This window comes from Chromohalobacter sp. 296-RDG (assembly GCF_029889885.1).
In the GTDB taxonomy this organism is placed as follows: domain Bacteria; phylum Pseudomonadota; class Gammaproteobacteria; order Pseudomonadales; family Halomonadaceae; genus Chromohalobacter.
The window spans coordinates 50,134-75,902 of the sequence record NZ_JARANY010000012.1 but is presented as its reverse complement, the minus strand read 5'-3'; the positions used below and the strand labels follow the sequence as shown (position 1 = coordinate 75,902).

Below are 25,769 nucleotides of genomic sequence, written 5' to 3'. Positions count from 1 at the left end.
TCCCGCAGGTCGGACTCGTATTGCTCGCGGATATCCTTGGGGCGGGCCTTGAACCCGTTCTCCATGTTGCGCTGGGCTTCATCGATCCAGCCTTCGACCTCGGAGACGGTGCGGTCATGCTGTCGCGCGACCTTAGCGACCGTGGTCTTGCCTTTGAAGATGTCCATGACCACGGACGCTTTGCGCTTCGCGGTCCACCGCTTGATGGGGTTATCGTCGCTCATCCTGTTCTCCTGATGACTGCACTATAGCCTGTGCAGCTCTGGAGAGGAGACTTCAGGTAGCTTATTTTTGCTGACGTCAAAGTAAAAAACACACCATCTTTCTTTTTAAAATACTGGAAAACTACAGACGCTAGCATAAGAAGTGCAGACTTCCGGACTATAAGTAAGCATGCAAATGCTTCAAGAGGGAATGTTAAAATCGCTCAACTCGAGAAAAAAATATGGCTTAAGTATTTCTAACTCAAAAACACTCAATTCACTCTTAGGTACCTGCGTAAAAGTGGAACGGTGGTTTGGTGCCCACCATTTCTCCGGTCCGTCGTAATAGTCCCACGAGCGACTTGCCTTGATAAGACGGTAAGGGCGGTCTAGCCAACCACTCTCCATTGATGTAAAAACGTTAGCAGGACCAGTAAACTGACCAAGCAAATAGATCCCTTCGTTGCCATTAGTTAAGTAAAAATAGTCACCAACTGGAGCATCCACAAATGCCTTTCCTTGGCGAACGCTCGATTTTCCTTTAGCGGGCGTATCTTTATGAACATATACAAGCTTTTCATGCATGGCAGTGATCATATCTTCCGCTCCAAAATATTCCACACCATGCGAAATTTTCCAAAAAGTAGGTATCATGCTACCCCTCCCTTTTTAGCATTTATAAATTTAAAAACGTAACCACGCCTAAATATCAATCCAATATTTAATTTAAAATAAATTTTTACCTAAACTAAATAATCCTACGGAGCCTGTGGTCCAAGGCATACTACCATCCGGGCAAAACATCCTATCCCTGCGACATTTTCCGCGTTGTTCTCTCCTTCTCTTTTCTATCGGCCATAGCCTCGTTAACTTAATCCAAATTAGCCTTAGCTTGGTAACGTTGTGCAACAAAAAAGCCTGCCGATCAAGGCAGGCTTTCGTATGAGGCAGGTGATGCGGCGGGGCTAATTGGTCAGCTCACTCCCACTCAATCGTCGCGGGCGGCTTGCTGCTGACGTCATACGTCACGCGGGAGACGCCGCTGATCTCGTTGATGATGCGGTTGGAGACCTTCTCCAGCAGCTCATACGGCAGGTGGGCCCATCTTGCGGTCATGAAGTCGATGGTTTCGACGGCACGCAGGGCGATGACCCATTCGTAGCGGCGGCCGTCGCCGACGACGCCGACTGACTTGATCGGGAGGAAGACGGCGAAGGCCTGGCTGGTCTTGTGGTACCAGTCGAAGTTGTGCAGTTCTTCGATGAAGATGGCGTCGGCTTCACGCAGGATGTCGGCGTATTCTTTTTTGACTTCGCCGAGAATGCGCACGCCGAGGCCCGGTCCCGGGAAGGGATGACGGTAGACCATGTCGTACGGCAGGCCGAGTTCGAGGCCGAGCTTGCGCACTTCGTCCTTGAACAGCTCGCGCAGCGGTTCGACCAGCTTGAGCTTCATGGTCTCGGGCAGGCCGCCGACGTTGTGGTGTGACTTGATCACGTGGGCCTTGCCGGTCTTGCTGGCGGCGGATTCGATCACGTCCGGGTAGATGGTGCCCTGGGCGAGAAAATCGACACCCTCGATCTTGGCGGCTTCACGGTCGAAGACATCGATGAAGGTGTTGCCGATGACCTTGCGCTTGGCCTCGGGGTCGTCCTCGCCTTCCAGCTTGGTGAGGAATTCGTCTTCGGCGTCGACGCGGATCACACGCACGCCCATGTGTTCCCCGAAGGTTTCCATCACCTGGTCGCCTTCTTTCTTGCGCAGCAGGCCGTTGTCGACGAACACGCAGGTCAGTTGGTCGCCGATGGCCTTGTGCAGCAGCGCGGCGACCACGGAGGAATCTACGCCGCCGGAGAGCCCCAGCAGCACGTGGCGGTCACCGACCTGTTCGCGTACGCGCCCACAGAGGTCTTCGACGATCTGCGCCGGGGTCCACAGCCGCTCGGCCTGGCAAATATCAAGCACGAAGTGCTCGAGAATGCGCTGGCCTTGCAGGGTATGGGTTACCTCGGGGTGGAACTGGACGCCGTAGAAGTGCTTCTCTTCCCAGGCCATGGCGGCGATGGGGCAACTCGGCGTGGAGGCGGTCACGTTGAAGGTATCCGGCACCTGGCCGACCTTGTCGCCGTGGCTCATCCACACGTCGAGCAGCGCACGCCCGCTTGCGTGATCGACATGATCCTTGATGCCCGAGAGCAGCGCGTTGTCGGCGTCGATACGCACCTGCGCATAGCCGAATTCCTGTTTCTGCGAGCCCTCGACTTTACCGCCCAGTTGCTCGGCCATGGCCTGCATGCCGTAGCAGATCCCCAGCACCGGCAATCCCATCTCGAACACGCATTGCGGGGCGCGCGGCGAGGCGAGTTCGGTGACGGATTCCGGTCCCCCGGCGAGGATGATGCCGTTGGGGTTGTACTCGCGGATCTCTTCTTCGCTGATATCGAAGGCGCGCACTTCGGAGTAGACGCCGATCTCGCGCACGCGACGCGCGATGAGCTGGGTGTACTGGGAGCCGAAGTCGAGGATCAGGATCTTGTGGGCGTGAATATCTTGCATGAAATGGGCACCGCCGTTGTGGGCTCAAACGTCGAGGCCTGGATCCTTGCCTCGAAAATCGAGAGGGAAGTATGAAGACGTAAGAGGCGGTATAGCCCGCCTCGTTTCTTCTCTCTTCCCTCTCATCTCTTCTTTCTTACCTCTTCTTTACTTACCCCTTGAGCGAGCGCGTTAGCCCGCCCGGTAGTTGGGGGCCTCTTTCGTAATCTGCACATCATGCACGTGGGATTCGGCGAAGCCTGCGCCGGTGATCTTCACGAACTCCGGCATGGTGCGCATCTCGTCGATATCGTGGCAGCCGGTGTAGCCCATGGAGGCACGCAGCCCGCCCATCAGCTGGTGGACGATGGCGCTCATCACGCCCTTGTAGGGCACACGACCTTCGATGCCTTCCGGCACCAGCTTCTCGACGCCGGCGTTCTTGTCCTGGAAATAACGATCAGACGAGCCCTGAGTCTGGGACATGGCACCCATGGAGCCCATGCCGCGATAGGCCTTGTAGGTCCGGCCCTGGTAGAGCTCGATTTCGCCCGGTGCTTCCTCGGTGCCGGCCAGCAGCCCGCCGATCATCACCGTGCTGGCGCCGGCGGCAATGGCCTTGGAGAGGTCGCCGGAGAAGCGAATGCCGCCATCGGCAACCAGCGGGATGTCGAATGGCTTGAGCGCGTCGGCCACATCAGAAACAGCGGAGATTTGCGGCACCCCGACCCCGGCGACGATGCGCGTGGTGCAGATAGAACCGGGGCCGATGCCGACCTTGACGCCGTCCACGCCGGCTTCGGCGAGTGCCTTGGCGGCGGCGGCAGTGGCGATATTACCGGCAATCACCTGCACCTGCGGATAATGTTCCTTGACCCAGCGCACGCGCTCGATGACGCCCTGAGAATGGCCGTGTGCGGTGTCGACCACGACCACATCCACTCCCGCCTCAGCCATCGCAGTGATACGATCCGACGTTTCCGGCCCGGTGCCCACGGCGGCGCCGGCCAGCAAGCGGCCGTCGCTGTCCTTGGCGGCGTGCGGATAGGTGCGCGCCTTTTCGATGTCGCGAACGGTGACCAGGCCACGCAGGCGGAAATTATCATCGACCACGAGGATCTTCTCGATGCGGCTTTCCTGCAGCTTGGACTTGATGACATCCAGCGAAGTGCCTTCAGGCACGGTGACCAGCTTTTCACGCGGGGTCATGATTTCCGCCACGCTATCGCCCTTGTCCGGGCGGAAACGCATGTCGCGCCCGGTGACGATGCCCATCAGGGTGTCGCCTTCGACTACCGGGAACCCGGAATAGCCATACTCGTCAGCCATCTCGAGCAGATCGGCCAGCTTCGCCTTGGAGCTAACGGTCACCGGGTCCTTGACGATCACGCTCTCGTGCTTTTTCACCTTGCGCACTTCCGTCGCTTGCGCGGCGATAGTCATGCTCTTGTGAATGATCCCGATGCCACCTTCCTGCGCCATGGCAATCGCCAGGCGGGCTTCGGTCACGGTATCCATCGCGGAAGAAAGCAGCGGGATATTGAGGTAAAGGTCGCGTGTCAGGCGGGATCTGAGGCTGACATCCTTGGGCAGGACGTCGGAGTAGCCGGGGACGAGTAAGACATCATCGAACGTAAGAGCTTCTTGCGCTATACGTAGCATGTTGCGACACCTGTGGGGAAAGCGGGTGCGGGGAAAGATTAATCCGCCATTATAAACCCCTATCCCCTTCCTCTCAACGTTGAGGAAATTTGTCAATGTGCGATTCGGTGGATTGTTCGCCCTGGGACGGTTCGGGTCGCGACAAACGGTGGAACTCCCGCTGCCAGCGCTCCATGAACGACGCACGCCGCGAGGAATCGACGAAGGCAAGTAACGACGCGTTCAGTGGAATCGGATACAAGCGCTCCCCGACCTGATCGCGCAGTCGCTGAGCTGTGTAGGGCCCCACGACATCCGAGCGCACGCTGAATAGCGGCGTCTCGCCGGCGATGACACGCTGCCCTTCGCGGCCCAGCAGAAAGTCGAGAAACGCACGGGCCGCCGCGGGGTGCGGGGCATCGCGATGAATGAACGCCATGCGCATCATGACCAGCGAATAGTCCTGCGGCACCTGCACGAAAACCTCGGGATGCGATTGCGCCCACACCATGGCGTACGAGCCCAGCAGGTTGTAGCCCAGCCAGTAGCGCCCTTCGCTGAGCCCTTCGAGCATGGACCGCGTATTGGCCTCGAGATTCGTACCGGTCGCGCCCATGGCGGTCACGAGGTCCCAGAACCGGGTGGTGTAGCGTGCATCCTGCTGAAAGAGCGAGTAACCAACGCCGCTACGCACGGGTGAATAGCTCGTCACCTTGTCGCGCAGCGTTTCGCGGTGCTGCGTGAGTAGCGTATGCAGGTCGGCATGGGTCTTGGGCGGCAGCATATGGCGCGCCAGGTCCAGCCGGTATGCCATGACGATGGGCTCGAAGGTGAAGCCGAACACTTCATCGCGCCACTTGGCCCACTCCGGCCAAGCGCGTGCCTCCGGCGACTCGAGACGCTGGGCATAGCCTTCATTCACTCGTGACATCTGCCAGGGCATGGCGGAGCTGATGACGACATCGGGTGGGTTGTCCTCATCAGCGACACGGGCATCGACTTCAAGCGTCGAGTGATCGCGAAAGGTCAACTGGATGTTCGGATGGGCCGCCTCGAAGGCGTCCAGCAGGGGTGCCGCGACCTCTCTGTCGAGCGCGGCCTCGACGACGAGCGGGTTATCGGCCCAGGCGAGGCTCGGTGCCAATGCCCCCAAAAGCCAAACGAGCGCCACACGGCGAATCGGCATCACCCCTCCTCGTGTTGGGTGAAATAAGGAAAAAACAGGCGCACTATCAGCCCGCCCTTCTCGTCCGGCGACTCGACCTGCATCCGCGCTTCGTGACGACGCACGATCGAGTCCACAATAGCCAATCCCAGGCCGGAGCCCTCGGTGTCCTGACGGCCACCGCGTTCGAAGGGATGGTGCAAGTACGCCAGTGTCTCGGATGACACACCAGGCCCGTCATCTTCGATATATACCTCCAGCGTCTGGGCATGACACACCGCGCCCAGGGTAATAACGCTGCCGGGAGGCGTATAACGCAACGCATTGTCGATCAAATTGCCTAACAACTCTCGCAAGGCCCATGACTCGCCCTGGATGTATTGCGGTGATGCTGGGAGAGACGCCAAGCCAATGTCATGGGCTTGCGACACATCACGTTGCGCCCAGTCAAAAGCCGTTTCATGCAGTAGCGCCAGCGCATCGATACGCGCTGTGGCGCTTGCTTCCATGGCATGGCGCAGGCGCGCCAGACTCAATAGCTGGCTGGCTAGACGGCTGGTACGTCCCGCACTGCCATGCACCTCGGCTAGCGCCTGCCGCCAGGCGTCGGGGCTATCGCTTTGCAAGGCCAACTCGCTCGTGGTCTGTAATCCCGCGAGTGGGGTCTTGAGTTGATGGCTGGCATCGGCGGTGAAACGTAGCAGCGCTTCTCGGCCCTCGCGCTGTCGCGTGAAGAGCGAATCCAGCGTTTCCGCCATTTCACGCATTTCCTCGGGCACTCGCGTATCCAATGGGCGCATGTCGTCGGCATCGCGCTGGCGCAACTGGTGGCGTAGTCGTCGGATCGGTGAGAGGGCCACACGCATCGCCAGCAGCATCAGAATGCCTGCCAGTAGCACCATGATCACGAAACGCGTGACCGCATGTTCGAAGAGAACCTCCGTCAACGCTTTACGTCCCGACATCGTGTGGCCGACCCAGATCTGCACCGGATCCTGGGTTTCCCAGCCGGCGGAATCGAGCTCCCGTCCATACAGACGCCACTGTGTGCCATGGTACGAGTCATTCAACCATGTCGGCTGTGAGGACACTCGGCGGCGCCAATCGGGAGAAATACTGAGATCCAGGTTACCCGACACCGTATGGCCGTCGGCATCCAGAACGGCGTAGAACACGCGCTCCTGGTGGCGCGTCGCCAGAATCTGCAACGCCGCCGAGGGGACTTCCACCACTGGCTGGCCACCTTCCCACCGTATGGCCTCGGCAATCGTCAAGGCAGCGGCTTCGAGCTGGCTGTCATAGGCACGTTCAGCCGCGCGCTGTGAGCTGAAATAGGCTTCGACCAGCAGCAATACGCCAAGCGCACTGACGGTCGCCAACAACCAGAAGGCCAACCGGGATTTCAGCGTGCCATCCACCTCGATCACGATGTTTCTTCCTCGAGCCGATATCCCAGGCCGCGAAACGTACGAATGCGCAATCCGCTGTCTTTAAGCCTTTTGCGCAGCCGGCTGATATAGACTTCCAACGCATTGGGGCCCACATCCCCATAACCGAACAGGCGATTTTCCAGCGCCTCACGGGGCGTGATGCTACCGGCATGCAACAGCAATCCTTCCAACAACAGCAGTTCGCGACGCGGCAAGTCTAGAACCCGTTCATCAAGCGTAGCGACGCCCGAGGCGGCATCGAAGGCCAGCGGTCCGAACATCAGGCGATTGTCGGCGCGTTGTTGGCTTCGGCGCAGCAAAGCGCGTACCCGGGCTTCCAACTCGGCGAGCGAGAAGGGCTTGGCGAGATAATCGTCGGCGCCGAGATCCAACCCTTCCACGCGATCATCGATGCCGTCACGGGCCGTCAGGATCAATACAGGCGTGGTATCACCACGCTGGCGCAGCTCGGCCAGCAACGTCAGGCCGTTGCCGTCGGGCAATCCCAAATCCAGCAAGACCAAGTCGAAATGTCCGCCCTGCAAGGCTTCGCGTGCCTGCGCATGGTGCGTGAACACGTCGACGGTGTTGCCCAGCGGGGTGAGTGCTTGCTCCAGCGAGCGCGCAATCAAGGGGTCATCTTCGATAACCAGCAGGCGCATACGACCAATGTCTCATGTAGATGAACGTCAGGTGACAGGTTGATGAAAGGTTGACTCTCTAGCATCGGCATTCGTCATCCGTGGCGATGACATCGGCACCATTCTCGTCATTCCTAATGCAGCGCAAAACAAGAGAACAGGAGTTCGCCATGAAGATCAACAAGGGGCTTTCCACGTATGCCAGCATGCTGATGCTGGCGGGCGGTATCTTGGCCGCTAGTGGCGTGCAAGCGCAATCCGACGCGACCGAGTGCATCGCGCCTGCCAAGCCGGGTGGCGGCTATGACCTCACCTGCCGCCTGGCCGCCAACGGCCTGGAAAAGACCGGCACGATCGACAAGCCCATGGCCGTCAGTTACATGCCGGGCGGCATCGGGGCCGTGGCCTACAACCACGTCAACGGCGTGCGCGACGACGACCCCAATCTCATCGTTGCCGCCAGCACTGGCGCGGCCGTTAACTTGGCGCTGGGCAAGTTCGGCGAATACGACGCCGATGACGTCCGCTGGCTGGGCGCCCTGGGCGTCGACTATGGCGCCATCGTCGTCAACGCCGACGCACCTTGGCAGTCGCTCGACGAGCTGATGGAAGACCTCAAGGACAACCCAGGCGATATCGCTTTCGGCGCGGGCGGCACCGTCGGCAGTCAAGACTGGATGAAGGCCGCGCTCACCGCCAAGGCTGCCGACCTCTCGCCGCGCAAGCTCAAGTACGTCTCCTTCGAGGGCGGCGGCGAAGCCCTGGCGGCGTTGCTGGGCAATCACATCCAGGTCTTCACGGGCGACCTCTCGGAACTCCAGTCACAGCTGGAAAGCGGCAAGATCCGCGTGCTCGCCTCGCTGTCCGAAGAGCGCATGAGCGGTCCTTACGCCGACATCCCCACCGCCAAGGAACAAGGCTATGACGTTCAGTGGCCCATCTGGCGCGGCTATTACATGGGGCCCAACGTCAGCGACGAGGCCTACCAGAAGTGGGTAAAGCGTATGAAAGCGCTTTCCGAGTCGCAAAAGTTCGCTGAATTGCGTGAAGATCGTGGTCTCTTCCCGATGTCGCGCTTTGGAAACGAGTTCAATGACTACGTGCTGGAGCAGGTCGACCAGTTCGAATCCCTGGCTAAAGAAGTAGGGCTGAAGCAATGAAACTCGCCGCCGACCGGTTGTTGGGCATTGTCCTGATCGGTCTGGCGGCGTTCGTCGCCGTCCAGGCCATGCAACTGGAAGTGCCCTTCAGCTACGACCCCGTAGGCCCCCGCGCCTTTCCGCTGGGTCTTGCCATCATTCTAGCCGTGCTTTCCTGCGTTTTGATCGTAAAGCCTGGAAGCAACGAGACGTGGCCCGGTCGCCAGCTCGGCATGAAGTTACTGCTGGTGCTGGCCACGCTCTTGGTCTATGCCCTGCTCTTCACCAAGCTCGGTTTCATCATCACCTCGCTGCTGGCCGTCACGAGCTTGTCTCGCATCTTTGGTGCGTCATGGGGTAAGGCACTGCTGACAGGTGGGCTCATGGCCGTCGTCAGCTATTTCCTTTTTACGCATGCCTTGGGGATCTCGCTGCCTAGTGGTTACTGGGTCGAGCCCTTGCTATAACGGAGCCTCCTCATGTTCGATTTCCTGATCCATGGCTTCGACGTTGCTCTGAGTCCGCTGAACATCGGCTTGGCTGTGCTCGGGGCGCTTCTCGGCACGCTCTTCGGGTCGCTACCCGGTATCGGTCCGATCAACGGGATCGCGATCCTGATGCCGCTGGCCTATACGCTCGGCCTGCCCGCCGAATCGGCGTTGATCCTGCTCGCCGCCATCTATACGGGGGCCGAGTACGGCGGGCGCATGTCGAGCATCCTGCTCAACGTGCCCGGCGATGCCGGGGCCGTGATGACCACGCTCGACGGCCACCCGCTGGCCAAGAAGGGGCTGGCCGGGCCGGCGCTCGGATTGTCTGCGATTAGCTCGTTCGTCGGCGCGACCATCGCCATCATCGGTCTGACGCTATTCGCGCCGCTGCTGGCGGAAGTCGCCGTGATGTTCGGGCCCGCCGAATTCTTCGCGCTGATGGTGTTCGCCTTCGCCTCCATGTCCGTGATGATGGGCAAGGATCCCATCAAGACCGCCATCGGCGCCGTCTTGGGGGTCTTGATCGGCACCGTGGGCGTCGATTCGAGCACCGGCGTGCTGCGCTATACCTTCGACCTGCCCGAGTTGTACGACGGCATCGACTTCGTGGTCATGATCATCGGCCTGTTCGCGATCAGCGAGATCCTCCTGATGCTGGAACACGCCAACCGCAAGGACGGCAACGACGGTCTCCCGCCACTGGGACGCGTCTTCGTCAGCCTCAAGGAAGTAGTGGCCTGCAAGTGGACGATGGGCCGCTCGGGCTTGATCGGTTTTATCATCGGCATCTTGCCAGGAACCGGTGCGTCGGTGGCCGGCGCGGTCGCCTATACCACGGAGAAGCGCCTGAGCGACAAGGACAATTCATTCGGAACGGGTAACATGCGCGGCCTGGCGGCGCCGGAGGCAGCCAACAACGCCTCAGCGGCTGGCTCGTTCGTTCCCATGCTGACGCTGGGGATTCCCGGCTCCGGCACGACGGCGGTGCTACTCGGCGCGTTGATGCTCTACAACATCACCCCCGGGCCCATGATGTTCAGTGAACGTCCGGAGGTCGCCGGTGGACTGATCGCCTCACTGTATATCGGCAATATCGTCTTGCTGGCGCTCAACCTGCCACTGGCCGGCGTCTTCGCCCGCGTGTTGACGATTCCACGCTGGGTGCTGGTTCCGGGCATCGCGATTCTGGCCTTCGTCGGCGTTTTCCAGCTTCATTCCAATCTCGCAGCCATTTACCTGATGCTCATTATTGGCATCTTCGGCTACTTGCTGCGCAAACTGGGCTTCTCGCTGGCCCCCGTCATCCTGGGCTATGTCCTCGGGGGATTGATGGAGCAAAACCTGCGGCGCGCGCTCTCCATCAGCGGCGGCGACCTCGGCATCCTGTGGCAATCCGGCATTTCGCTCGGCCTCTGGATCGCAGCATTTGCTTTGCTGGTGCTGCCCTGGCTGCTACCCAAGCTGTTGCAAGCCAAGACCCGCAAGGCCTGAAACGTCGGGGTCTGACACGGCAAGACCTGAACCGACTGGCCCCGTGCCGCCCTCTCGGGCGCACGGGGCAACGATATTCTGTACAACAGGCGCTACTTGCCACTCCTCAAGTCTACACATAAACTATCTATAAATAGCATTTGTGTAGACTTGATGAATCAGATCACCGCCCGTGAGCGTCTCGACTACTGGGACCGCCAACACCGATCTTTATTTACTCTCTCGGACCTAGCCAAGATCTTTCCCGAAGACAGTCCTAAGACGCTTCAGGAGGGAGTCAATCGACTACGTCGACATGGCATGCTCGAGGCAGTCAGCCGCGGCGTGTATATCTACAAGCTGTCACGCAACTATGATCCCGATCTTCTCGAACGAATCGCCAAGGCCATGCGCCGTGGCGAGTACAGCTATGTCAGCCTCGAGTCCGCACTCTCGGAATATGGTGCGATCTCACAAATCCCTGTCGATCGGCTGACGATCATGACCACAGGCCGCAAGGGAGAATATCGAACCCCTTATGGCACCATTGAGTTCACCCATACCAAACGATCCGTACCCCAATTACTTGATCGGATGCGCGACGTCGGGCGCCCCTTGCGGCTAGCAACGCCCCAAGTCGCCTGGGCCGACCTCAAGCGTGTCGGGCGCAATACCCACCTTGTCGATGAAGCGAGCCTGCCGAATGCACACTGAACGCGCCAACTTCGATGAACTGGTCGCGCGCGCGATGGCGCAACCCGGCCGAACCGCTATGCGCCCAGTCATCGAGAAAGAACTACTGCATCTCGACATCCTGTTCGCACTCGAACGAGAACGGCTTCTGGATCGGCTTACCTTTCAAGGAGGAACGTCGCTTCGCTTGTGCCAGGGCTCGCCACGCTTCAGCGAAGACTTGGATTTTGCCGGCGGTTGGGATTTCAGCAGCCAGTATCTGTCCCGTATCCGCGAGTGCATCGAGGATTATGTCAGCAATCGCTATCAGCTCGAGGTTAGCGTCAAGGAACCGAAGGAGCTGCGCGAAGAGCCTGGCTACCGGGACATTCGCATCGACAAATGGCAGGTTTCCGTCTTGACGGCGCCAGCTCGAAAGGATGTTCCCAAGCAGCGTATCAAACTGGAAGTGGCCAGCCTCCCGGCGTATACACGGGAAGCGCATTCGCTCCAGGTCCACTACCCTTTTTTACCCGATGGCTACGATGACTTGCTGGTCGTGACGGAAAACCTAGAGGAAGTCATGGCGGATAAGCTGATTTCACTGGTCAACACGACAAAATATGTGCGGCACCGTGACATCTGGGACCTGGCATGGCTCAAGCAGCAAGGGGCATCTCCCAACGTCGAGCTCGTCAAGCGCAAGATTCAAGACTACACCGTTGAGCATTACCCTGACCGAGCCAAGGACATGCAAGCACATCTGGCCGGCATTGTGTCGGGTACGGCGTTTCAGGGTGAGATGACCCGCTTCCTGCCCACCGAGACCATCGAGCGCACGATAAGAAATCCCCACTTTGCTGACTTTCTAGCTCGCGAGATCACAGCGATGCTGGATCAAGCAATCCTTGCACTCGAGGGCCCGGCGCCAGGATCGCCCAGCCCGGAATTCACCCTCTAGGAAACATTGCTCGCAGAAGCCGTCTATCAATTGGCAGAGATGCCTAAGCGCGGCTTCCACGGTTCCGCTCTGTAGCTTGCCCTTGTGGGAGGCGTACCAAGATACAAGGTATTCCCGATGGCGGCGGCAAGGCGGCTCCCGGGCACATTCATCGCGAACAAGTTCTCTCCCACAACATTCGGGCCAATCTGCTGGCCTATGACCAAAAGGTAGCGCTCCCTTGCCCCCAGATGGCGCAGTGATTCCAAGCGGAGCGTTGCTGGTCCTCAAAAGGCTCAGAGCGTGCTCTAAAGCCGTAACTCGCCATCGAAGCCGTAGAACCTTCGCGGCGTCTCGCCCATGACCGTGGTCAGGTCAGCGTCGGGGATCCAGCGCTCGGCATCGTGCAGGGCCTTCTCGAAGCTGTAGAGATGTTCATGCTCCGTCCAGGGCCAGTCGCTGCCCCACATCAGCCGGTGCGGCCCCAGTTCTTCCAGCAATCGCTTGCTCACATCGACAAGGTCGTCGCTACGGCCGCGATAGGGCGCTGAACACTTGACCCAGTAACGCTGATCGCCGGTTCCCGCACAGAGTTGGTCGATAACGGGATCCCGCCAGGCGTTGGCCTGGGGACGACCAAAGTGGTCGATCACCAGGTCCAGATCCCAATTCTGCAGCACATCGAGAATCGCCATCAGGGTGCCGCCCTCCGCCTGGACCTCCACGTGCCAGCCGCGCAACTCAAGCCGCGAGAAAAGCTGATGCCATTCCTTTGCCTTGAGCTCATCGACGTTCCGCCCGATCCAGTTGAGGCGTGTGCCCCGAATACCAAGCGTCGTCATCTCGTCGAGAGTGGCATCCGCAACCTGCGGGTCCACCACCGCCACCCCCTTGAGCCGATCCGGATACCGTCGCAGGCAGTCCATGAGATAGTCGTTGTGGGTGCCAAGAAAGCTTGGCTGAACCAGCACGCCCTTCGCGATCCCGAAGCGGTCCAGCAAATCGAGATACGTCTCCAACGGAGCCTCGTAGTGAGGCCGATGCCGGGGATTTCTAGCGGCCTGGCAATGGTGGGTGAAGACGTGGGCATGGGTATCAATGATTCTAGACATTGGTCGAATCCGGGTTGTGCTCATAGGCTTAGCGTGTCATAGATATCTACACTTATATAAGACCATAAGTACACTAGAGTATATATCAATGCAAGCCAACGCCCAGCAAGACGAAACTCGCAGCCCGCGCTACTACCGCATCTACGAGGCGCTGCTGAACGAGATCAAGCATGGCGCCCTCAAGCCAGGCGATGTACTGCCATCGGAAATGAGCATTGCAAAATCGCATGGCGTGGCGCCAGGCACCGCCCGCAAGGCAATCGACATGCTGGTCGATCGCGGCTGGGTGGAGCGCCAGCATGGCAAAGGCACCTTCGTGCGCCGTGCTGACTTCAGCCACTCACTGGCTCGCTTCTTTCGCCTGACGGACCACGAAGGCGTGCCACTGCACCCGAAAAGCGAACTCCTCGGCATTCGTACATGCGAGGGGCCGGCCGGCATTTGCCGCCAGCTCGAGATTCCCAACAAAAGCGAGCTGATCGAAATCGAGAGGATTCGCCGCGTCGATTCTGCGCCGCTTTTGCACGAGGTGATCTACTTGCCGAGCAAACGCTTCGCCCCCTTGCTCAGCCTACCCACCGAGGAGTGGGGCGATTTGCTCTACCCCCTGTATGAAGAACTCTGTGGCGAGGTGGTCTTTCGCGCTACCGACACTCTTTCCGCAGGCCCGGCACCAGAGGGCCCGGCACATTATCTGGAACAGGCGCCAGGATCGCAGGTAATAGAAATCACGCGTCTGGCCAGGGGCTATGACGAACGACCGCTGGAGTGGCGACTAAGCCGAGGTCGACTCGATCTATTCCATTACAGCTTCGATATCCGATAGGAGGTGGGGGCCACCTCTCTTCTCCTGAAACACCAAACTGACTCCCTCAAGGAGCTACGCCATGATCAACAACAAGACAGTAACACTGACCAGTTTCGCCGGCATGGGGCTGCTCGCCATGAGCCTGAATGCTCACGCTGCTCAAGAAGTCCGCATCGCAACGCATGTGTCAGCAGAGTCGCCACTGGCCAAGCAGATGGAAATGTTCGCGGAACGCATCGAGGAAAAACTCCCCGGAGAGTTCGACTTCGAGCTCTATCCGAATGGCCAGCTCGGTAAGGAATCGGCGCTTATCGATAATTTACAACTCGGTACCATCGAAATGGTCAATGTTGCCTCCGGTGTCTTGAAGGTGGACGACAAGCTGGGCTTCTTCGATCTTCCATGGTTGTTTCAGGATCGCGAGAACGTTCAGCGCGCCATGGCAGCTGGGCTGGAACAAGAACTGTCCGACACCGTAGAGGACAACATGAGCGCCAAGGTGGTAGGCGTTTATGAGAACGGCTTCCGCCACATCATCAACTCTCGCCACCCTATCGAGACACCCGCCGACTTGGATGGCATGAAGATACGCATCTCCGGTGGCGACTTCCGCCAGCAGATCTTCGCCTCGTTGGGGGCCGTACCAGCCAAGGTCGCCTGGGGTGAGACCTTTACCGCCATGCAAACCAGCGTGGTCGACGGCGCCGAAGCCGCGACCTACGGCTTCTATGGACAGAAAATGTACGAGGTGCAGGATTATCTATCATTGACCCGTCACGTTTACACACCGTCGTTTCTCCTGGCCTCTCCTGGGTTCTGGGACTCGCTGACTGAAGAGCAGCAGGCGGTCTTCGCCGAGGTCGCCGACGACATGCGCGACGACGCCTATGCGCAAGCCGCCGAGCTCGAGCAAACGAATCTCGATGCCATGCGCGATTCCCTGGAAGTCAATGATGTCGACTTGGCGCCGTTCCGCGACAAGGTCGAATCCGTCTACGAGAACTACGTGAACGAGTATGGCGATGACTGGCTCCAGATCGTGCGCCAGACCGCTGAATCGTCATAATCGCTGGAGTCGAAACGATGCTGAAATATTTGGATCGTTTGGTCGAAACCGTCGTGGGGGCGCTGGTGGCCTTCACCACGATCGCCGTGTGCTTGAACGTCTTTTTCCGCTACGTGCTTGGCTCCGGGCTGGTGTGGGCCGATGAAGTGCCGGGGTTCCTGCTGGTATGGATCGCCTTCCTGGGGGCTTATATCGCGGCCAGAGATCAAGGGCATATCGCCTTTGACATGCTGATTGAGGCTTTCCCTCCTCTGCTTAAACGCATCGTACAAGTCGTCGGGGAAACGGCGGTCATCGGGTTTTTCGTGCTGCTCGGCATCAAATCATGGCAGATGATCGACCGCGTTGGAGGGCGGTCCATTGAGACCCTACCCATCGCGCAGGGTGTATTCATGAGTGTACTCCCCATCGCCAGCACCCTGATGGTGATCGCATTGAGCGTTCGCCTTTTCCAACGTTGGAGGAATTACTGATGGCTTGGGGCGTAGTCGCAATGCTGTTCGGCATCATTCTATTGGGTGTGCCGGTCGGATTTGCCTTGATGATCACCGCGACGATCTCGATGTGGATCGCGGACATCAACTTGCTGATGATTCCCGTGCAGACCTTTTCGGGTACCAACTCGCTGGTACTACTAGCAATCCCACTATTCATCCTCATGGGCGAGCTAATGAGCGCGACCAGCATCGCCCAGCGCCTGATCGATTTTGCGGCATCCTTGGTGGGATGGATGCGTGGTGGTCTGAGCCATATCAACGTCGTTACCTCGATGTTCATGGCGGAGATGAGTGGTTCGGCGGTGGCCGACGCGGCCGTGATGTCCAAGATCTTCGTACCGCAGATGGAAAAGCGCGGTTATCCAAAAGGGTTCGCCGCCTCCATTACGGCCGTCTCGGCAACGCTGGGCATCATCATCCCGCCGTCGATTCCCATGGTGCTTTACGGCGTGACCACAAACACCTCGATTCGCGACCTGTTCATCGCCGGCATAGTGCCGGGCTTGCTGTTGGCAGCGACCTTCATGGTGACCTCCTGGCTGTTCGCCCGTCGTGAGCACCACCCCCGCGAAGGAAATTTTGAGCTCAAGGCGCTCGGCACCGCCTTCAAGGGGGCATTGATTCCGCTGGCGATCCCGGTAATCGTCGTCGGCGGTCTGATCGCCGGCATCTATACGCCGACCGAGGCGGCGGGCATTGGAGTGATGATCGCCTTGCTATTCGGCCTACTCGTGACACGCGACCTCGACTACCGGATCATCTGGAAACTGATGGTGACGACGGCACGTCAGACGGCTGTGGTCATGATGATTGTCGCCGGTTCAGCCATTCTGGGGCAGTACCTCGCCAACGAGCAGCTCCCCCAACAAATAGCCAGCGCCCTCGGCGGAATCACCGATAGCTACATTCTGAACCTGCTCATCATCAATGTATTCGTGCTCCTGCTAGGCATGTTCTTGCATGCCAGCGCGGCGATCATCGTCGTCGTGCCACTGCTGCTTCCCATGGCGACCGACTTGGGTATTGATCCAGTGCATTTTGGCGTCATCGTCTGCCTCAATTTAGGCATCGGACAGCAGACGCCGCCCGTGGCGAGCGTGCTACTAACCGTGTGCTCGACCACCGGCATGAAGATCGAGCAGGTCATGGGCTACTGCAAATGGTTCTTACTGGCCATGTTTTCGGTTTTGCTGTTCGTGACATTTACGCCTATGACGGCGCTATGGTTCCGTTGATCTTCTCCACCATGCCTTCTTTTCGCCCGCCTTCCAGGCGGGCGCCTTGCCTGCCAATCAACGAACCCTAGATAGTCGACATCGGGGTACAAGCGACAAGCGTGTTAGTCTAAGCGGCGTTCCAATCAAGGATGCCGTCGCCATGTCCGCCCCAGCCCCCACCGCCCTCAGCGTCAGTGAACTCAACCGCCAGGCCCGTTTGATGCTGGAGCGCGGCTTCGGCGAGTGTTGGGTGGAGGGCGAGATTTCGGGCGTAGCGCGGCCGGCGTCGGGGCACATCTACTTCACGCTCAAGGACGACCGCGCGCAGTTGCGCTGCGCGTTCTTCCGCAACCGGGCGCGCTTGATGCGCGCGACGCTCAAGGATGGCGACCGGCTTCGGGTGCGCGGGCGCGTGTCAGTGTTCGAGCCGCGTGGCGATTATCAACTGATCGTCGAGGCGGTGCAGGCATCGGGTGAAGGCGAACTGCTGGCGGCGTTCGAGCGCCTCAAGGCGAAGCTCTCCGCCGAGGGTGTCTTCGCCAACGCGCGGCCGCTGCCATGTCCGCCGCGCCATCTGGCCATCATCACCTCGCCCACTGGCGCGGCGATTCGTGACGTCCTGGCGGTGTTACGCCGCCGTTGGCCGGCGCTTGCGGTGACGATCCTGCCGGTGGCGGTCCAAGGCCGCGAGGCGTCACCGGCGATCATTCGTGCCATCGCCCAGGCCAATCAGCGCGCCCAGACGCCGCAAGATACCGTCGATGCCCTGCTCATCACGCGCGGCGGTGGCAGTCTGGAGGATCTATGGGCGTTCAATGACGAGCACCTGGCGCGGGCGATACATCATTCCCGGCTGCCGGTGATGTCGGCAGTGGGACATGAGGTCGATGTCACGCTGGCAGATTTCGCCGCCGACGAGCGCGCCCCCACGCCCTCCGCCGCCGCTGAACGCCTGGCACCCGACTGGCGCGAGCGCCAGGCCCAGCTGCAAGCCGCCGAACGCGGCCTGACACGCGCCATACAGGCGCGGTTGGAGCGCGACGGCCAACGTCTCGATCATTCCCGGGCGCGACTACGTCATCCCGGTGAGCGCCTGGCCGAGCAACGTCGACGCCTGGAGAGCTGGGAAACGCGCCTACGCCTGGCCATGCGGCGGCGGCTCGACCGCGAGCATCAACACCACGAGACGCTGACACGCCGCGTGGAACGCCAAGACCCACGCCTTGCCATCGCCTCGCTACAGCAACGCCTGACGACCCTGGAACGTCAACTACATGCCGCCCTGCCTCGCCGCCTCGATCAATCCCGGGAGCGGCTCGAAGCGCTGACGCGTGAGCTCAATGCGGTCAGCCCGCTGGCGGTATTGGGGCGCGGTTATGCGATTCTCGAGGACGATGAGCAACGCGTCGTGCGCCACGCCCACGACACCCAACCTGGTCAGACCCTCACCGCGCGGCTCGGTGAGGGGCGGCTCAAGATGGAAGTGAAGCGGCGTTTCAAGCGTTGAGGACACGCCTCAACGCTGGGCGCGGCGCGACTGGGCGTCGTCGTTCTGCGCCGATTGCGGTTGGGTGCTGGGCTTGAAGCTGCTGGGTTCCAGTTCGTGGCGCGCCAGCAGCTTGTAGAAGTCGGTACGGTTGCGCCCGGCGATGCGCGCGGCCTGGGTGACGTTGCCTTCGGTGATCTTGAGCACCTTGACGAGATAGCTGCGCTCGAAGCCCGCGCGCGCCTCGTTGAACGACGGCAAGGCGTTTTCCTCGGCCGCCAGCGCCTGCGCCACCAACGCCTCGGGAATGATCGGCGAGCTGGTCAGCGCCACGCACTGCTCGACGACGTTGACCAGTTGACGCACGTTACCCGGCCAGGCGCTGGAGGCCAGCAGGTTGAGCGCTTCCGACGAGAATCCCTTGACGAAAGGCTTGTGGCGCTCGGCGGCTTGCCCCACCAGGTACTTGGCCAGCAACGGCACGTCCTCGGCACGTTCCTTGAGCGCCGGCAACTTGAGGTTGACGACGTTGAGGCGGTAGTAGAGGTCTTCGCGGAAGTCGCCTTCGTGCATGGCGCGGTCGAGATCGCGGTGCGTGGCGGAAATGATGCGCACGTCGATGGGCACCGAGGTGGTCGAACCCAATGGGCGGATCTGGCGTTCCTGAATCGCACGCAGCAACTTGACCTGCAAGGACAGCGGCATGTCGCCGATTTCGTCGAGGAACAAGCTGCCCCCATCGGCGGCAAGAAACAGCCCGTCGTGCTGGCTGACCGCGCCGGTAAAGGCGCCCTTGGCATGGCCGAACAGCTCGCTTTCCAGCAATTGCTCGGGCAGTGCGCCGCAGTTGATCGCAACGAACGGCTTGTCGGCGCGACCACTGGCCCGGTGGATGGCGCTGGCGAGCAGTTCCTTGCCCGAGCCGGAAGCCCCGGTGATCAGCACGCTGACATCGGACGCCGCCACCATACGCGCCTGCTCGAGAATACGCTCCATCTGGGGGCTGCGGGTAATGATCTCGGCGCGCCAGGCATCGTCGCCGACGCCAGGCGTACCCGGCGTCTGCGACAGGGCTTCATCGATGGCGGCGAATAGTTCATCGCGGTCCACCGGCTTGGTGAGAAAACTGAACACGCCCTGGCGCGTAGCACTCACGGCATCGGGAATCGAGCCATGCGCGGTAAGAATGATCACCGGCATGCCCGGCGCACGGCGCTGCAATTCACGAAACAGCGCCATGCCGTCCATTTCATCCATGCGCAAGTCGGAAAGTACCAGGTCGGGGCGGTCTTCGGCCAGACTCTCCAACGCCTGCCGCCCACTTTCGGCAGTGGTCACACGGTAACCTCGGCTTTCCAGGCGCATGCCCAAAAGCTTGAGGAGGCTGGGGTCATCATCGACCAGCAGAATATGGGCGGCGGCGTGCTTCACGAATCTCTCCTTGGTAACCGTCGCGACATCATGGCGATTGTTCATGGCGCGAGTTGATGCTCTGTTCGATGGCCGTCAGGGCGTCGAGTTTCTCGGCGAGCTCATCACGCTCGCGTCCCAGCGCCTGGCGGCGCGATTCGCTCTTGGCGAGATCGCTGGCCAAGTCTCGGCGTGTCTCGAGCTCGTTGAGCCATTGCCGCAGCAGGGGCTGCAAGCGGCTCGGCGCCGCCGAGATATCGGCCTTGTAAAGCTCGGATGCCTGTTCCCAGCCGTCGCGTTCCCCCCATGCCAGTACCACGGCGCGGGCCAGCTTGAGGTGCGGCATATCACCCTGGAGACGCGACAACATGGTGCCGCGCCACTCGCTGTCACCGCGTTGTGAGGCGAGGCCGAAGTCGATCCAGTCATCCACCAGGCAGACATTATCGGCCAGCTTGGGGATGTCGTCATTGCAGGAAGTGACCGGGGCTGCCGGAGCGGACGTCTCTTGCGTCATCCACTGGCACCCGGTCAGCAGCGAGCCAGCGCATAACGCCGCTAGCAGCATCCGGATGTTCATGCGTTCGAGTTCCTTGCGTTTAGCGCCGGCGTCGTCGTGGCCGGCGTCGTTATGGAAGCGTCGTCGCCATCGGCTCCTTCTTCCGGCGACGTCACCTCGGGCAATGTCAGTCGGAAGCAAACCGGGAAGGTGTCATCCTCGACCAACTCCAAGCGTCCATCTTGAACCTTGGCGCAATCGGCGGCCACCGACAAGCCGATACCCGACCCCTTGAGGGTACCCTGGCGGCGCATGCGGCCCTGATAAAACGCTTCGAAAAGATGCGCGCAGTCGCTGTCGTCGATGGGCTCGCCGGTGTTGGCGACTTCGACCACCAGCCATGACGCATGTTGCCAGGCACGTAGTGCCAGCTGGCCACCATCCTCACCGTAGGCGATAGCATTGGATATCAGATTGTCGAGAACGCTGGCGGTACGCTCGCGATCGGCTTGCCAGGGCAAGGGCGTGTGCCGAGGCCAGTCGACATGCATGCCCTTCTTGTCAAGCGCCAAACGATGCTTGGCAAGCACCTCCTGGATCACCGTGACCAAGTCGAAACGCACCACCTTGAGTCCCCGGCTGTGCTGCAACAGATTATAGTCGAGCAACTGCTCGATCAGGGCCTGGAGTTCCTGACCGCTGACATCGATCAAGCCCACGATTTCCCGCTGACGCTCGCTGAGTTCGCCGACCACACCGTCGGAAAGTAGCGCCGTACCCTCGCGCACACTGGCCAGCGGGGTCTTCAATTCGTGGGACATATGGCGCAGAAACTGCTGCTTCTGCGCCTCGAGTTCGGTGAGGCGTCCGGATAGCCAAGTCAGCCGCTCGCCGAGCCTGACCAGTTCCGCCGGCCCCTGGATATGCTGCGGCGAGGCCGGTTCCATACCGCCGCCCAGACTGAAGATTCGCCTCTCGAGCTGACGTATGGGACGGGTAATCAGCCAGGTGAAGACCAGCATCAGCCCCAGACTGACCGAGACCAGCGCCGCCGTCTGCATCCACAGCTGACCACGTACGGTGCTGGCACGCTCACGAATGTTCTCGATACGCTCATCAATCACCTGATTGGTGGCCTGGCGCACATTATCGGTCCGCTGGGAAAAGTCGTCGAACGCCGCCAGCTGCTCGCGAAACTCGTCGATTGGCTGGTCCGGCAACGCCTTGAGCTCGCTCACTTGCTCACGCAGACGCGGGATATCGGGATCGTCGGGCAGCAAGGAGGCGTGCTCGTCGAGCAGTTGCGCGTAGCGTTGGGCCTTCTCGGTATAGATGCTGAGCAATCCTTCCTGCTCGAGCACTGCGTACTGACGCGCGCTGCGCTCCATTTCCAATGCTAGATTGCTCAACGTACGGGCACGGCGGGTTTGCTCCACCGCTTGGCGCGCGCTGACATCGGCCAGCGACGAGAGCTCGGAGAGTGCTTGGCCGGCCTGAAACATGAGCACAGCGATTGGCAGCATCACCATCACAAAGGCGAGCATTACCAACTGCAGTAACGAACGAGGACGCCAGCGGCGGGAGACCTGAGTGGTCATGAGCGCGATTCTGTGCAGAAAGAGAGTGGATGCCATGTCAGCTTATCCGCATAGGATAACAGAGTTACGTACGTATGCCGGTTTTCGCATCGCCGCACCGATCGCAAGCGAGTAGGACGTCCCATCCAGCAATGAGCACCCGACGCATCCGCTAGACACACCACGGCGGCCCACAAGACGCGCAAAAAAATGGGCCGGAAGGTCCGGCCCAAGGTACGCAGGGAACTGAAGGGTCAAATGAACACTCTCGAACATCCACCTGGCTGAATTCTCGAAAGTGATCGGAGGGCTCGAAAGCCCACGAAGCCATGAGGTCCATACATTGCCAGGAAAAGGCCCTCATGTTGGCGGCGCAGCCGCCACTTCGTTTGGTGTGCCGCGTCGCCAACGCGGCGCGGCAAAATTAGCCCCCGAAGGGGTGGCATCCATGCCTGGGCATCCTTGCCCTTCTGGTACCTTTCCATGCCCGTAGGCGGTACCCGTCTCATCGCAACCTAAGTCACACATCGCGTGGAGCAGACGCTGATCAATCTAGCCGGGACATTACGCACAGGGTTGTAGTCGAAACGCCCTGGCTTGATCGATCGAGAAACGGCTCGAGCCGTATTGAACCGTTTCCCGTTGCTCACCCTATATATTGCGATAGTCGTGCCAATTTTTAAAAAAATATTTTAAAACAACAAGTTAAAAACATCTTCTATAGGCCAAAACCGTACGACAGGCTATGACACCGAGAATCGCGGGCATTTTGACGCTCATAATGTCGCCAACTACCAACGCTCTTTCGCCCTCATAATAAAAAAACAATAAAAACAGTTACTTATTACGTCTCTTTTTGGAGACACCGCACCAGGTGGGAGCGACACTGCATGTCGCCGGACGAGGAAGTCTCGGTGCCGCCTTGCCATTGAGCGGCGGCACAGGGCAGGCGCTCAACCGAGGGGTTTGAGCAACACCTTGGATTGGCGCGCATGGTTATAGGAATCGCGCCTCAGGTGCGGCAACACTTCCAGACCATCGAGGCGAAAGCCGTGCTCGAGAAACCAGTGCGTGGTGTGGGTGGTGAGGGCAAACAAGGCGCTGTAGCCGCGCCGACGGGACTCACGCTCGACCTCGGCCAATAGCAGATCGCCGCGCGCGCCGCCACGATAATCGCCATGCACGGCGACACACGCCAGTTCTCCCATGCCCGCCTCGGGATAAGCATGCATGGCACTGCAACCGATGATCATGCCGTCGCGTTCGATCACCCAGTAGTCGTCGATCTGATGCTCAAGCCGCTCCCGAGAGCGCGCCACGAGCATGCCGCGCTCTTCCAGCGGGCGCAGCAATTCGAGCAGGCCGCCCACGTCTTCCAGCGTCGCGCGACGCAACTGCTCGTAGCGATGCTGCGTGATCATGGTCCCCACCCCATCGCGGGTAAACAGCTCGCCGAGCAAGGCGTCGCGATCGTGCCACGTCAGCAGGTGGGTGCGGGCCACGCCATGGCGCGCTGCTTCGCACGCCGCGCCCAGGTGGCGCGCCAGCTCGCTGCCCGGCGCGGCCTGACGCCGTAACGGCTCGGCCTCCAGCGGGGTAAGCTGGCGCTGCAGCATGCCGCTGGCATCGTGCAGTCCCGCCGCGTCGCCAAGCAGAATCAGCTTATCGGCACCCAGCCCCATGGCGACGTGCTGGGCGACATCGGCCGCATCGAGATCGAACACCTCACCGGTGCTCGAGTATCCCAGCGGGGGCACTACGACCAGCGCTTCCTGACGCAGTAGTCCAGCGATAGCATCGCTGCGCACCCGACGCACTTCACCGCTGTGATGAAAATCGATGCCATCGCGTACACCCAGCGGTTTGGCCGTCACCAGATTGCCGGAAACCACCGTTAGCTCGACGCCATGCAGCGGCGTGTTGGGCAGTCCCAGCGACAGCCGTGCCTCGATCTTGAGCCGCAACTCGGCAGAAATGCGCTCGACATGACGCATGATCGACTCGTCGGCCACCCAACGCCCTTCGATCCGGCGCGGCTCGATCCCCGCCTCGCTCAGCGTCTCACCCACCTGCGGACGAATACCAAAGACCATCACCAGGCGGACGCCCAGGGTATGCAGCAACGCCAGGTCCTGAAGCAGCGGCTCCCATCGCTCGGATGCCAATGCCTCGCCTTCGAGGAGCACCACGAACGTACGCCCACGGTGCGCGTTGATATACGGAGACGATTTACGAAACCAATCGGCGAAGGGAAAGCGAGTATCCAAGGCCGCACTCCGGCAGCAGGTGAACGGGAAATCCTGACTATAACAGAGCGACAAAAACGGCGGCACCACTGTCGTGGCACCGCCGCTTCGGGCTTCGGGCTTCGGGCTTCGGGCTTCGGGCTTCGGGCTTCGGGCTTCGGGCTTCGGCAACATTTTAGCTCGTCGCTCGTGGCTCGCAGCTCGTTGGCCCGTAGCTCGTCAGCCGAAGAAGCCCTTGAACATGAAGAAGAACATGATCGACAGCAACGCCCCGGCCGGCAGCGTAATCACCCAGGACAACACGATAGTGCCTAGCACACGCAGGTTGAGCGCCGTAATCCCGCGGGCCAGACCGACCCCGAGCACCGCACCGACCAGCGTCTGCGTCGTGGAGACCGGCAAACCAGTTCCGGAAGCCAGCACCACAGTCGTCGCCGCTGCCAGGGTCGCCGCGAAACCGCGACTCGGCGTCAGTTCAGTGATCCCCGTGCCCACCGTGGCGATGACTTTGTGGCCATAGGTAATCAAGCCGACGACGATACCACCGCCGCCCAGCACCAGCACCCACCACGGCAATGCGGCGGCACCACCGACGTCACCGTTCGACTCGACGACGCTGATGACCGCCGCCAGCGGTCCCACGGCGTTGGCGACATCGTTGGAGCCATGCGCGAATGCCATGGCGCAGGCAGTGAACATCATCAGCACGCCGAACACACGTTCGACGCTATTGAAATCGAACGCCGAGTTGCCGCGCTTGCGTTTGGCGCGATCGACGCGATTTTCCATCAGGATTCCGATGACCATTACCACCAGGCCGATGCCGATCGCGATCAACAGGCTATCGCCAAAGCTCATTTCCAGCCCGATATGAGAGAGTCCCTTGACCAGGGTGACCATTGCCACGATGAAGCCGACCAGGAAGATATAACCGGGCACATAGCGTTTGGCGGCGGCGAAGGGATCGCGATTCTCGAAGATCAAAAGCTGCACCGACTTGAACAGCACGAAGGCGATGGACCCCGCCAGCAGGGGCGACACCACCCAGCTCGCCGCGATCTGACCGACCTTGGTCCAGCCGACAGAGTCGATCCCCAGCCCGGCGATGGCGAAACCGACGATGGCCCCGACGATGGAGTGCGTCGTGGATACCGGCCAGCCACGCATGGAGGCAATAAACAGCCACACGCCCGCCGCCAGCAACGAGGCCAGCATGCCGTAGATCAGCAACTGCGGGTCATCGGAAAGCAAGCTAGGATCGATGATGCCCTTGCGAATGGTGTCGGTGACCTGTCCCCCGGCCAGCCACGCCCCGAGAAATTCGAATACCACGGCGATGAGAATCGCCTGACGGATGGTGATGGCCTTGGACCCCACGGAGGTTCCCATGGCATTGGCCACATCATTGGCCCCTACCCCCCAGGCCATGAAGAAACCGAAAATGCAGGCGAGAATAATGAAGACATCGCCGTACTGCGCAATGATGGACATAGGCAAGTTCTATCTGGCTGGCGTGAGACGGAA

The 25,769-nt window shown here is 60.3% G+C and carries 23 protein-coding genes; 10 read left to right on the top strand and 13 right to left on the bottom strand.

Going from position 1 to position 25,769, the window contains the following annotated elements; all coding sequences use genetic code 11:
- From OP495_RS07110 to OP495_RS07080, 7 genes are all read right to left on the bottom strand, one after another.
- Nucleotides 1–224, bottom strand: a 224-nt coding sequence (locus tag OP495_RS07110; RefSeq protein ID WP_280568106.1) for a transposase, incomplete at its 3' end; no start/stop codon positions are given.
- A gap of 180 nt (nucleotides 225–404) precedes the next feature.
- Nucleotides 405–857 carry a hypothetical protein gene (locus OP495_RS07105; protein WP_280562859.1) on the bottom strand — a complete coding sequence of 151 codons (453 nt, stop codon included), beginning with the start codon at nucleotides 855–857 and terminating at the stop codon, nucleotides 405–407.
- Between the two features lie 324 nt (nucleotides 858–1,181).
- Nucleotides 1,182–2,759: a glutamine-hydrolyzing GMP synthase gene (gene guaA / locus OP495_RS07100; protein ID WP_280568105.1), complete on the bottom strand. Its 1,578-nt coding sequence runs from the start codon at nucleotides 2,757–2,759 to the stop codon at nucleotides 1,182–1,184.
- A gap of 171 nt (nucleotides 2,760–2,930) precedes the next feature.
- A complete protein-coding gene (gene guaB, locus OP495_RS07095; RefSeq protein WP_280568103.1) occupies nucleotides 2,931–4,400 on the bottom strand; it encodes an IMP dehydrogenase in 1,470 nt (489 codons plus the stop codon).
- A gap of 73 nt (nucleotides 4,401–4,473) precedes the next feature.
- Nucleotides 4,474–5,565 (bottom strand): ABC transporter substrate-binding protein, encoded by a 1,092-nt coding sequence (locus OP495_RS07090; protein WP_280568101.1) that lies wholly within the window; start codon nucleotides 5,563–5,565, stop codon nucleotides 4,474–4,476.
- Nucleotides 5,565–6,971: a sensor histidine kinase gene (locus OP495_RS07085; protein ID WP_280568099.1), complete on the bottom strand. Its 1,407-nt coding sequence runs from the start codon at nucleotides 6,969–6,971 to the stop codon at nucleotides 5,565–5,567. Before OP495_RS07085 ends, OP495_RS07090 begins: the two co-directional genes overlap by 1 nt.
- The gene (locus OP495_RS07080; protein ID WP_280562851.1) at nucleotides 6,968–7,636 is read right to left on the bottom strand and encodes a response regulator; all 669 of its coding nucleotides are present in this window, start codon (nucleotides 7,634–7,636) and stop codon (nucleotides 6,968–6,970) included. The genes OP495_RS07085 and OP495_RS07080 overlap by 4 nt, the downstream gene beginning before the upstream one ends.
- 149 nt (nucleotides 7,637–7,785) lie before the next feature.
- Between OP495_RS07080 and OP495_RS07075 the strand changes: the two genes are divergently transcribed.
- The 5 genes from OP495_RS07075 (at nucleotide 7,786) to OP495_RS07055 (ending at nucleotide 12,348) form a co-directional block, all read left to right on the top strand.
- Nucleotides 7,786–8,775, top strand: coding sequence for a tripartite tricarboxylate transporter substrate binding protein (locus OP495_RS07075; protein ID WP_280562850.1), 990 nt, complete (start codon nucleotides 7,786–7,788; stop codon nucleotides 8,773–8,775).
- A complete protein-coding gene (locus OP495_RS07070; protein WP_280562849.1) occupies nucleotides 8,772–9,221 on the top strand; it encodes a tripartite tricarboxylate transporter TctB family protein in 450 nt (149 codons plus the stop codon). The genes OP495_RS07075 and OP495_RS07070 overlap by 4 nt, the downstream gene beginning before the upstream one ends.
- A gap of 12 nt (nucleotides 9,222–9,233) precedes the next feature.
- Entirely contained in the window at nucleotides 9,234–10,736 is a 1,503-nt protein-coding gene (locus tag OP495_RS07065; RefSeq protein ID WP_280562847.1) for a tripartite tricarboxylate transporter permease, read from the top strand.
- Nucleotides 10,737–10,889: 153 nt separating this feature from the next.
- Nucleotides 10,890–11,429, top strand: a complete 540-nt coding sequence (locus OP495_RS07060; protein ID WP_280562846.1) for a hypothetical protein — start codon at nucleotides 10,890–10,892, stop codon at nucleotides 11,427–11,429.
- On the top strand, nucleotides 11,419–12,348 hold the full coding sequence (locus OP495_RS07055) for a nucleotidyl transferase AbiEii/AbiGii toxin family protein (RefSeq protein ID WP_280568097.1): 930 nt from the start codon (nucleotides 11,419–11,421) through the stop codon (nucleotides 12,346–12,348). Before OP495_RS07060 ends, OP495_RS07055 begins: the two co-directional genes overlap by 11 nt.
- A gap of 287 nt (nucleotides 12,349–12,635) precedes the next feature.
- Here the strand turns inward: OP495_RS07055 and OP495_RS07050 are convergent, their stop codons facing one another.
- Nucleotides 12,636–13,439, bottom strand: coding sequence for an amidohydrolase family protein (locus tag OP495_RS07050; protein ID WP_280562842.1), 804 nt, complete (start codon nucleotides 13,437–13,439; stop codon nucleotides 12,636–12,638).
- An 88-nt stretch (nucleotides 13,440–13,527) separates the two neighbouring features.
- On the opposite strand from OP495_RS07050, the gene OP495_RS07045 reads away from it, so the two are divergent.
- From OP495_RS07045 to xseA, 5 genes are all read left to right on the top strand, one after another.
- Complete coding sequence (locus OP495_RS07045; protein ID WP_280562840.1) at nucleotides 13,528–14,265, top strand: GntR family transcriptional regulator; 738 nt, start codon at nucleotides 13,528–13,530, stop codon at nucleotides 14,263–14,265.
- Between the two features lie 61 nt (nucleotides 14,266–14,326).
- A complete protein-coding gene (locus OP495_RS07040; protein ID WP_280562839.1) occupies nucleotides 14,327–15,313 on the top strand; it encodes a TRAP transporter substrate-binding protein in 987 nt (328 codons plus the stop codon).
- Between the two features lie 17 nt (nucleotides 15,314–15,330).
- On the top strand, nucleotides 15,331–15,786 hold the full coding sequence (locus OP495_RS07035; protein ID WP_280562838.1) for a TRAP transporter small permease: 456 nt from the start codon (nucleotides 15,331–15,333) through the stop codon (nucleotides 15,784–15,786).
- Nucleotides 15,786–17,045 (top strand): TRAP transporter large permease, encoded by a 1,260-nt coding sequence (locus OP495_RS07030; RefSeq protein WP_280568095.1) that lies wholly within the window; start codon nucleotides 15,786–15,788, stop codon nucleotides 17,043–17,045. Before OP495_RS07035 ends, OP495_RS07030 begins: the two co-directional genes overlap by 1 nt.
- A 142-nt stretch (nucleotides 17,046–17,187) precedes the next feature.
- On the top strand, nucleotides 17,188–18,534 hold the full coding sequence (gene xseA, locus OP495_RS07025) for an exodeoxyribonuclease VII large subunit (protein ID WP_280568093.1): 1,347 nt from the start codon (nucleotides 17,188–17,190) through the stop codon (nucleotides 18,532–18,534).
- 9 nt (nucleotides 18,535–18,543) lie between these two features.
- Here the strand turns inward: xseA and glrR are convergent, their stop codons facing one another.
- From glrR to OP495_RS07000, 5 genes are all read right to left on the bottom strand, one after another.
- Nucleotides 18,544–19,944: a two-component system response regulator GlrR gene (gene glrR / locus OP495_RS07020; protein WP_280568091.1), complete on the bottom strand. Its 1,401-nt coding sequence runs from the start codon at nucleotides 19,942–19,944 to the stop codon at nucleotides 18,544–18,546.
- 28 nt (nucleotides 19,945–19,972) lie between these two features.
- The gene (locus OP495_RS07015) at nucleotides 19,973–20,503 is read right to left on the bottom strand and encodes a hypothetical protein (protein ID WP_280562834.1); all 531 of its coding nucleotides are present in this window, start codon (nucleotides 20,501–20,503) and stop codon (nucleotides 19,973–19,975) included.
- The gene (locus OP495_RS07010) at nucleotides 20,500–22,056 is read right to left on the bottom strand and encodes an ATP-binding protein (RefSeq protein ID WP_280568088.1); all 1,557 of its coding nucleotides are present in this window, start codon (nucleotides 22,054–22,056) and stop codon (nucleotides 20,500–20,502) included. Before OP495_RS07010 ends, OP495_RS07015 begins: the two co-directional genes overlap by 4 nt.
- Nucleotides 22,057–22,952: 896 nt before the next feature.
- Nucleotides 22,953–24,266, bottom strand: a complete 1,314-nt coding sequence (gene argA / locus OP495_RS07005; protein WP_280562832.1) for an amino-acid N-acetyltransferase — start codon at nucleotides 24,264–24,266, stop codon at nucleotides 22,953–22,955.
- A 198-nt stretch (nucleotides 24,267–24,464) separates the two neighbouring features.
- A complete protein-coding gene (locus tag OP495_RS07000) occupies nucleotides 24,465–25,736 on the bottom strand; it encodes an inorganic phosphate transporter (protein WP_280562831.1) in 1,272 nt (423 codons plus the stop codon).
- Nucleotides 25,737–25,769 lie beyond the last annotated feature (33 nt).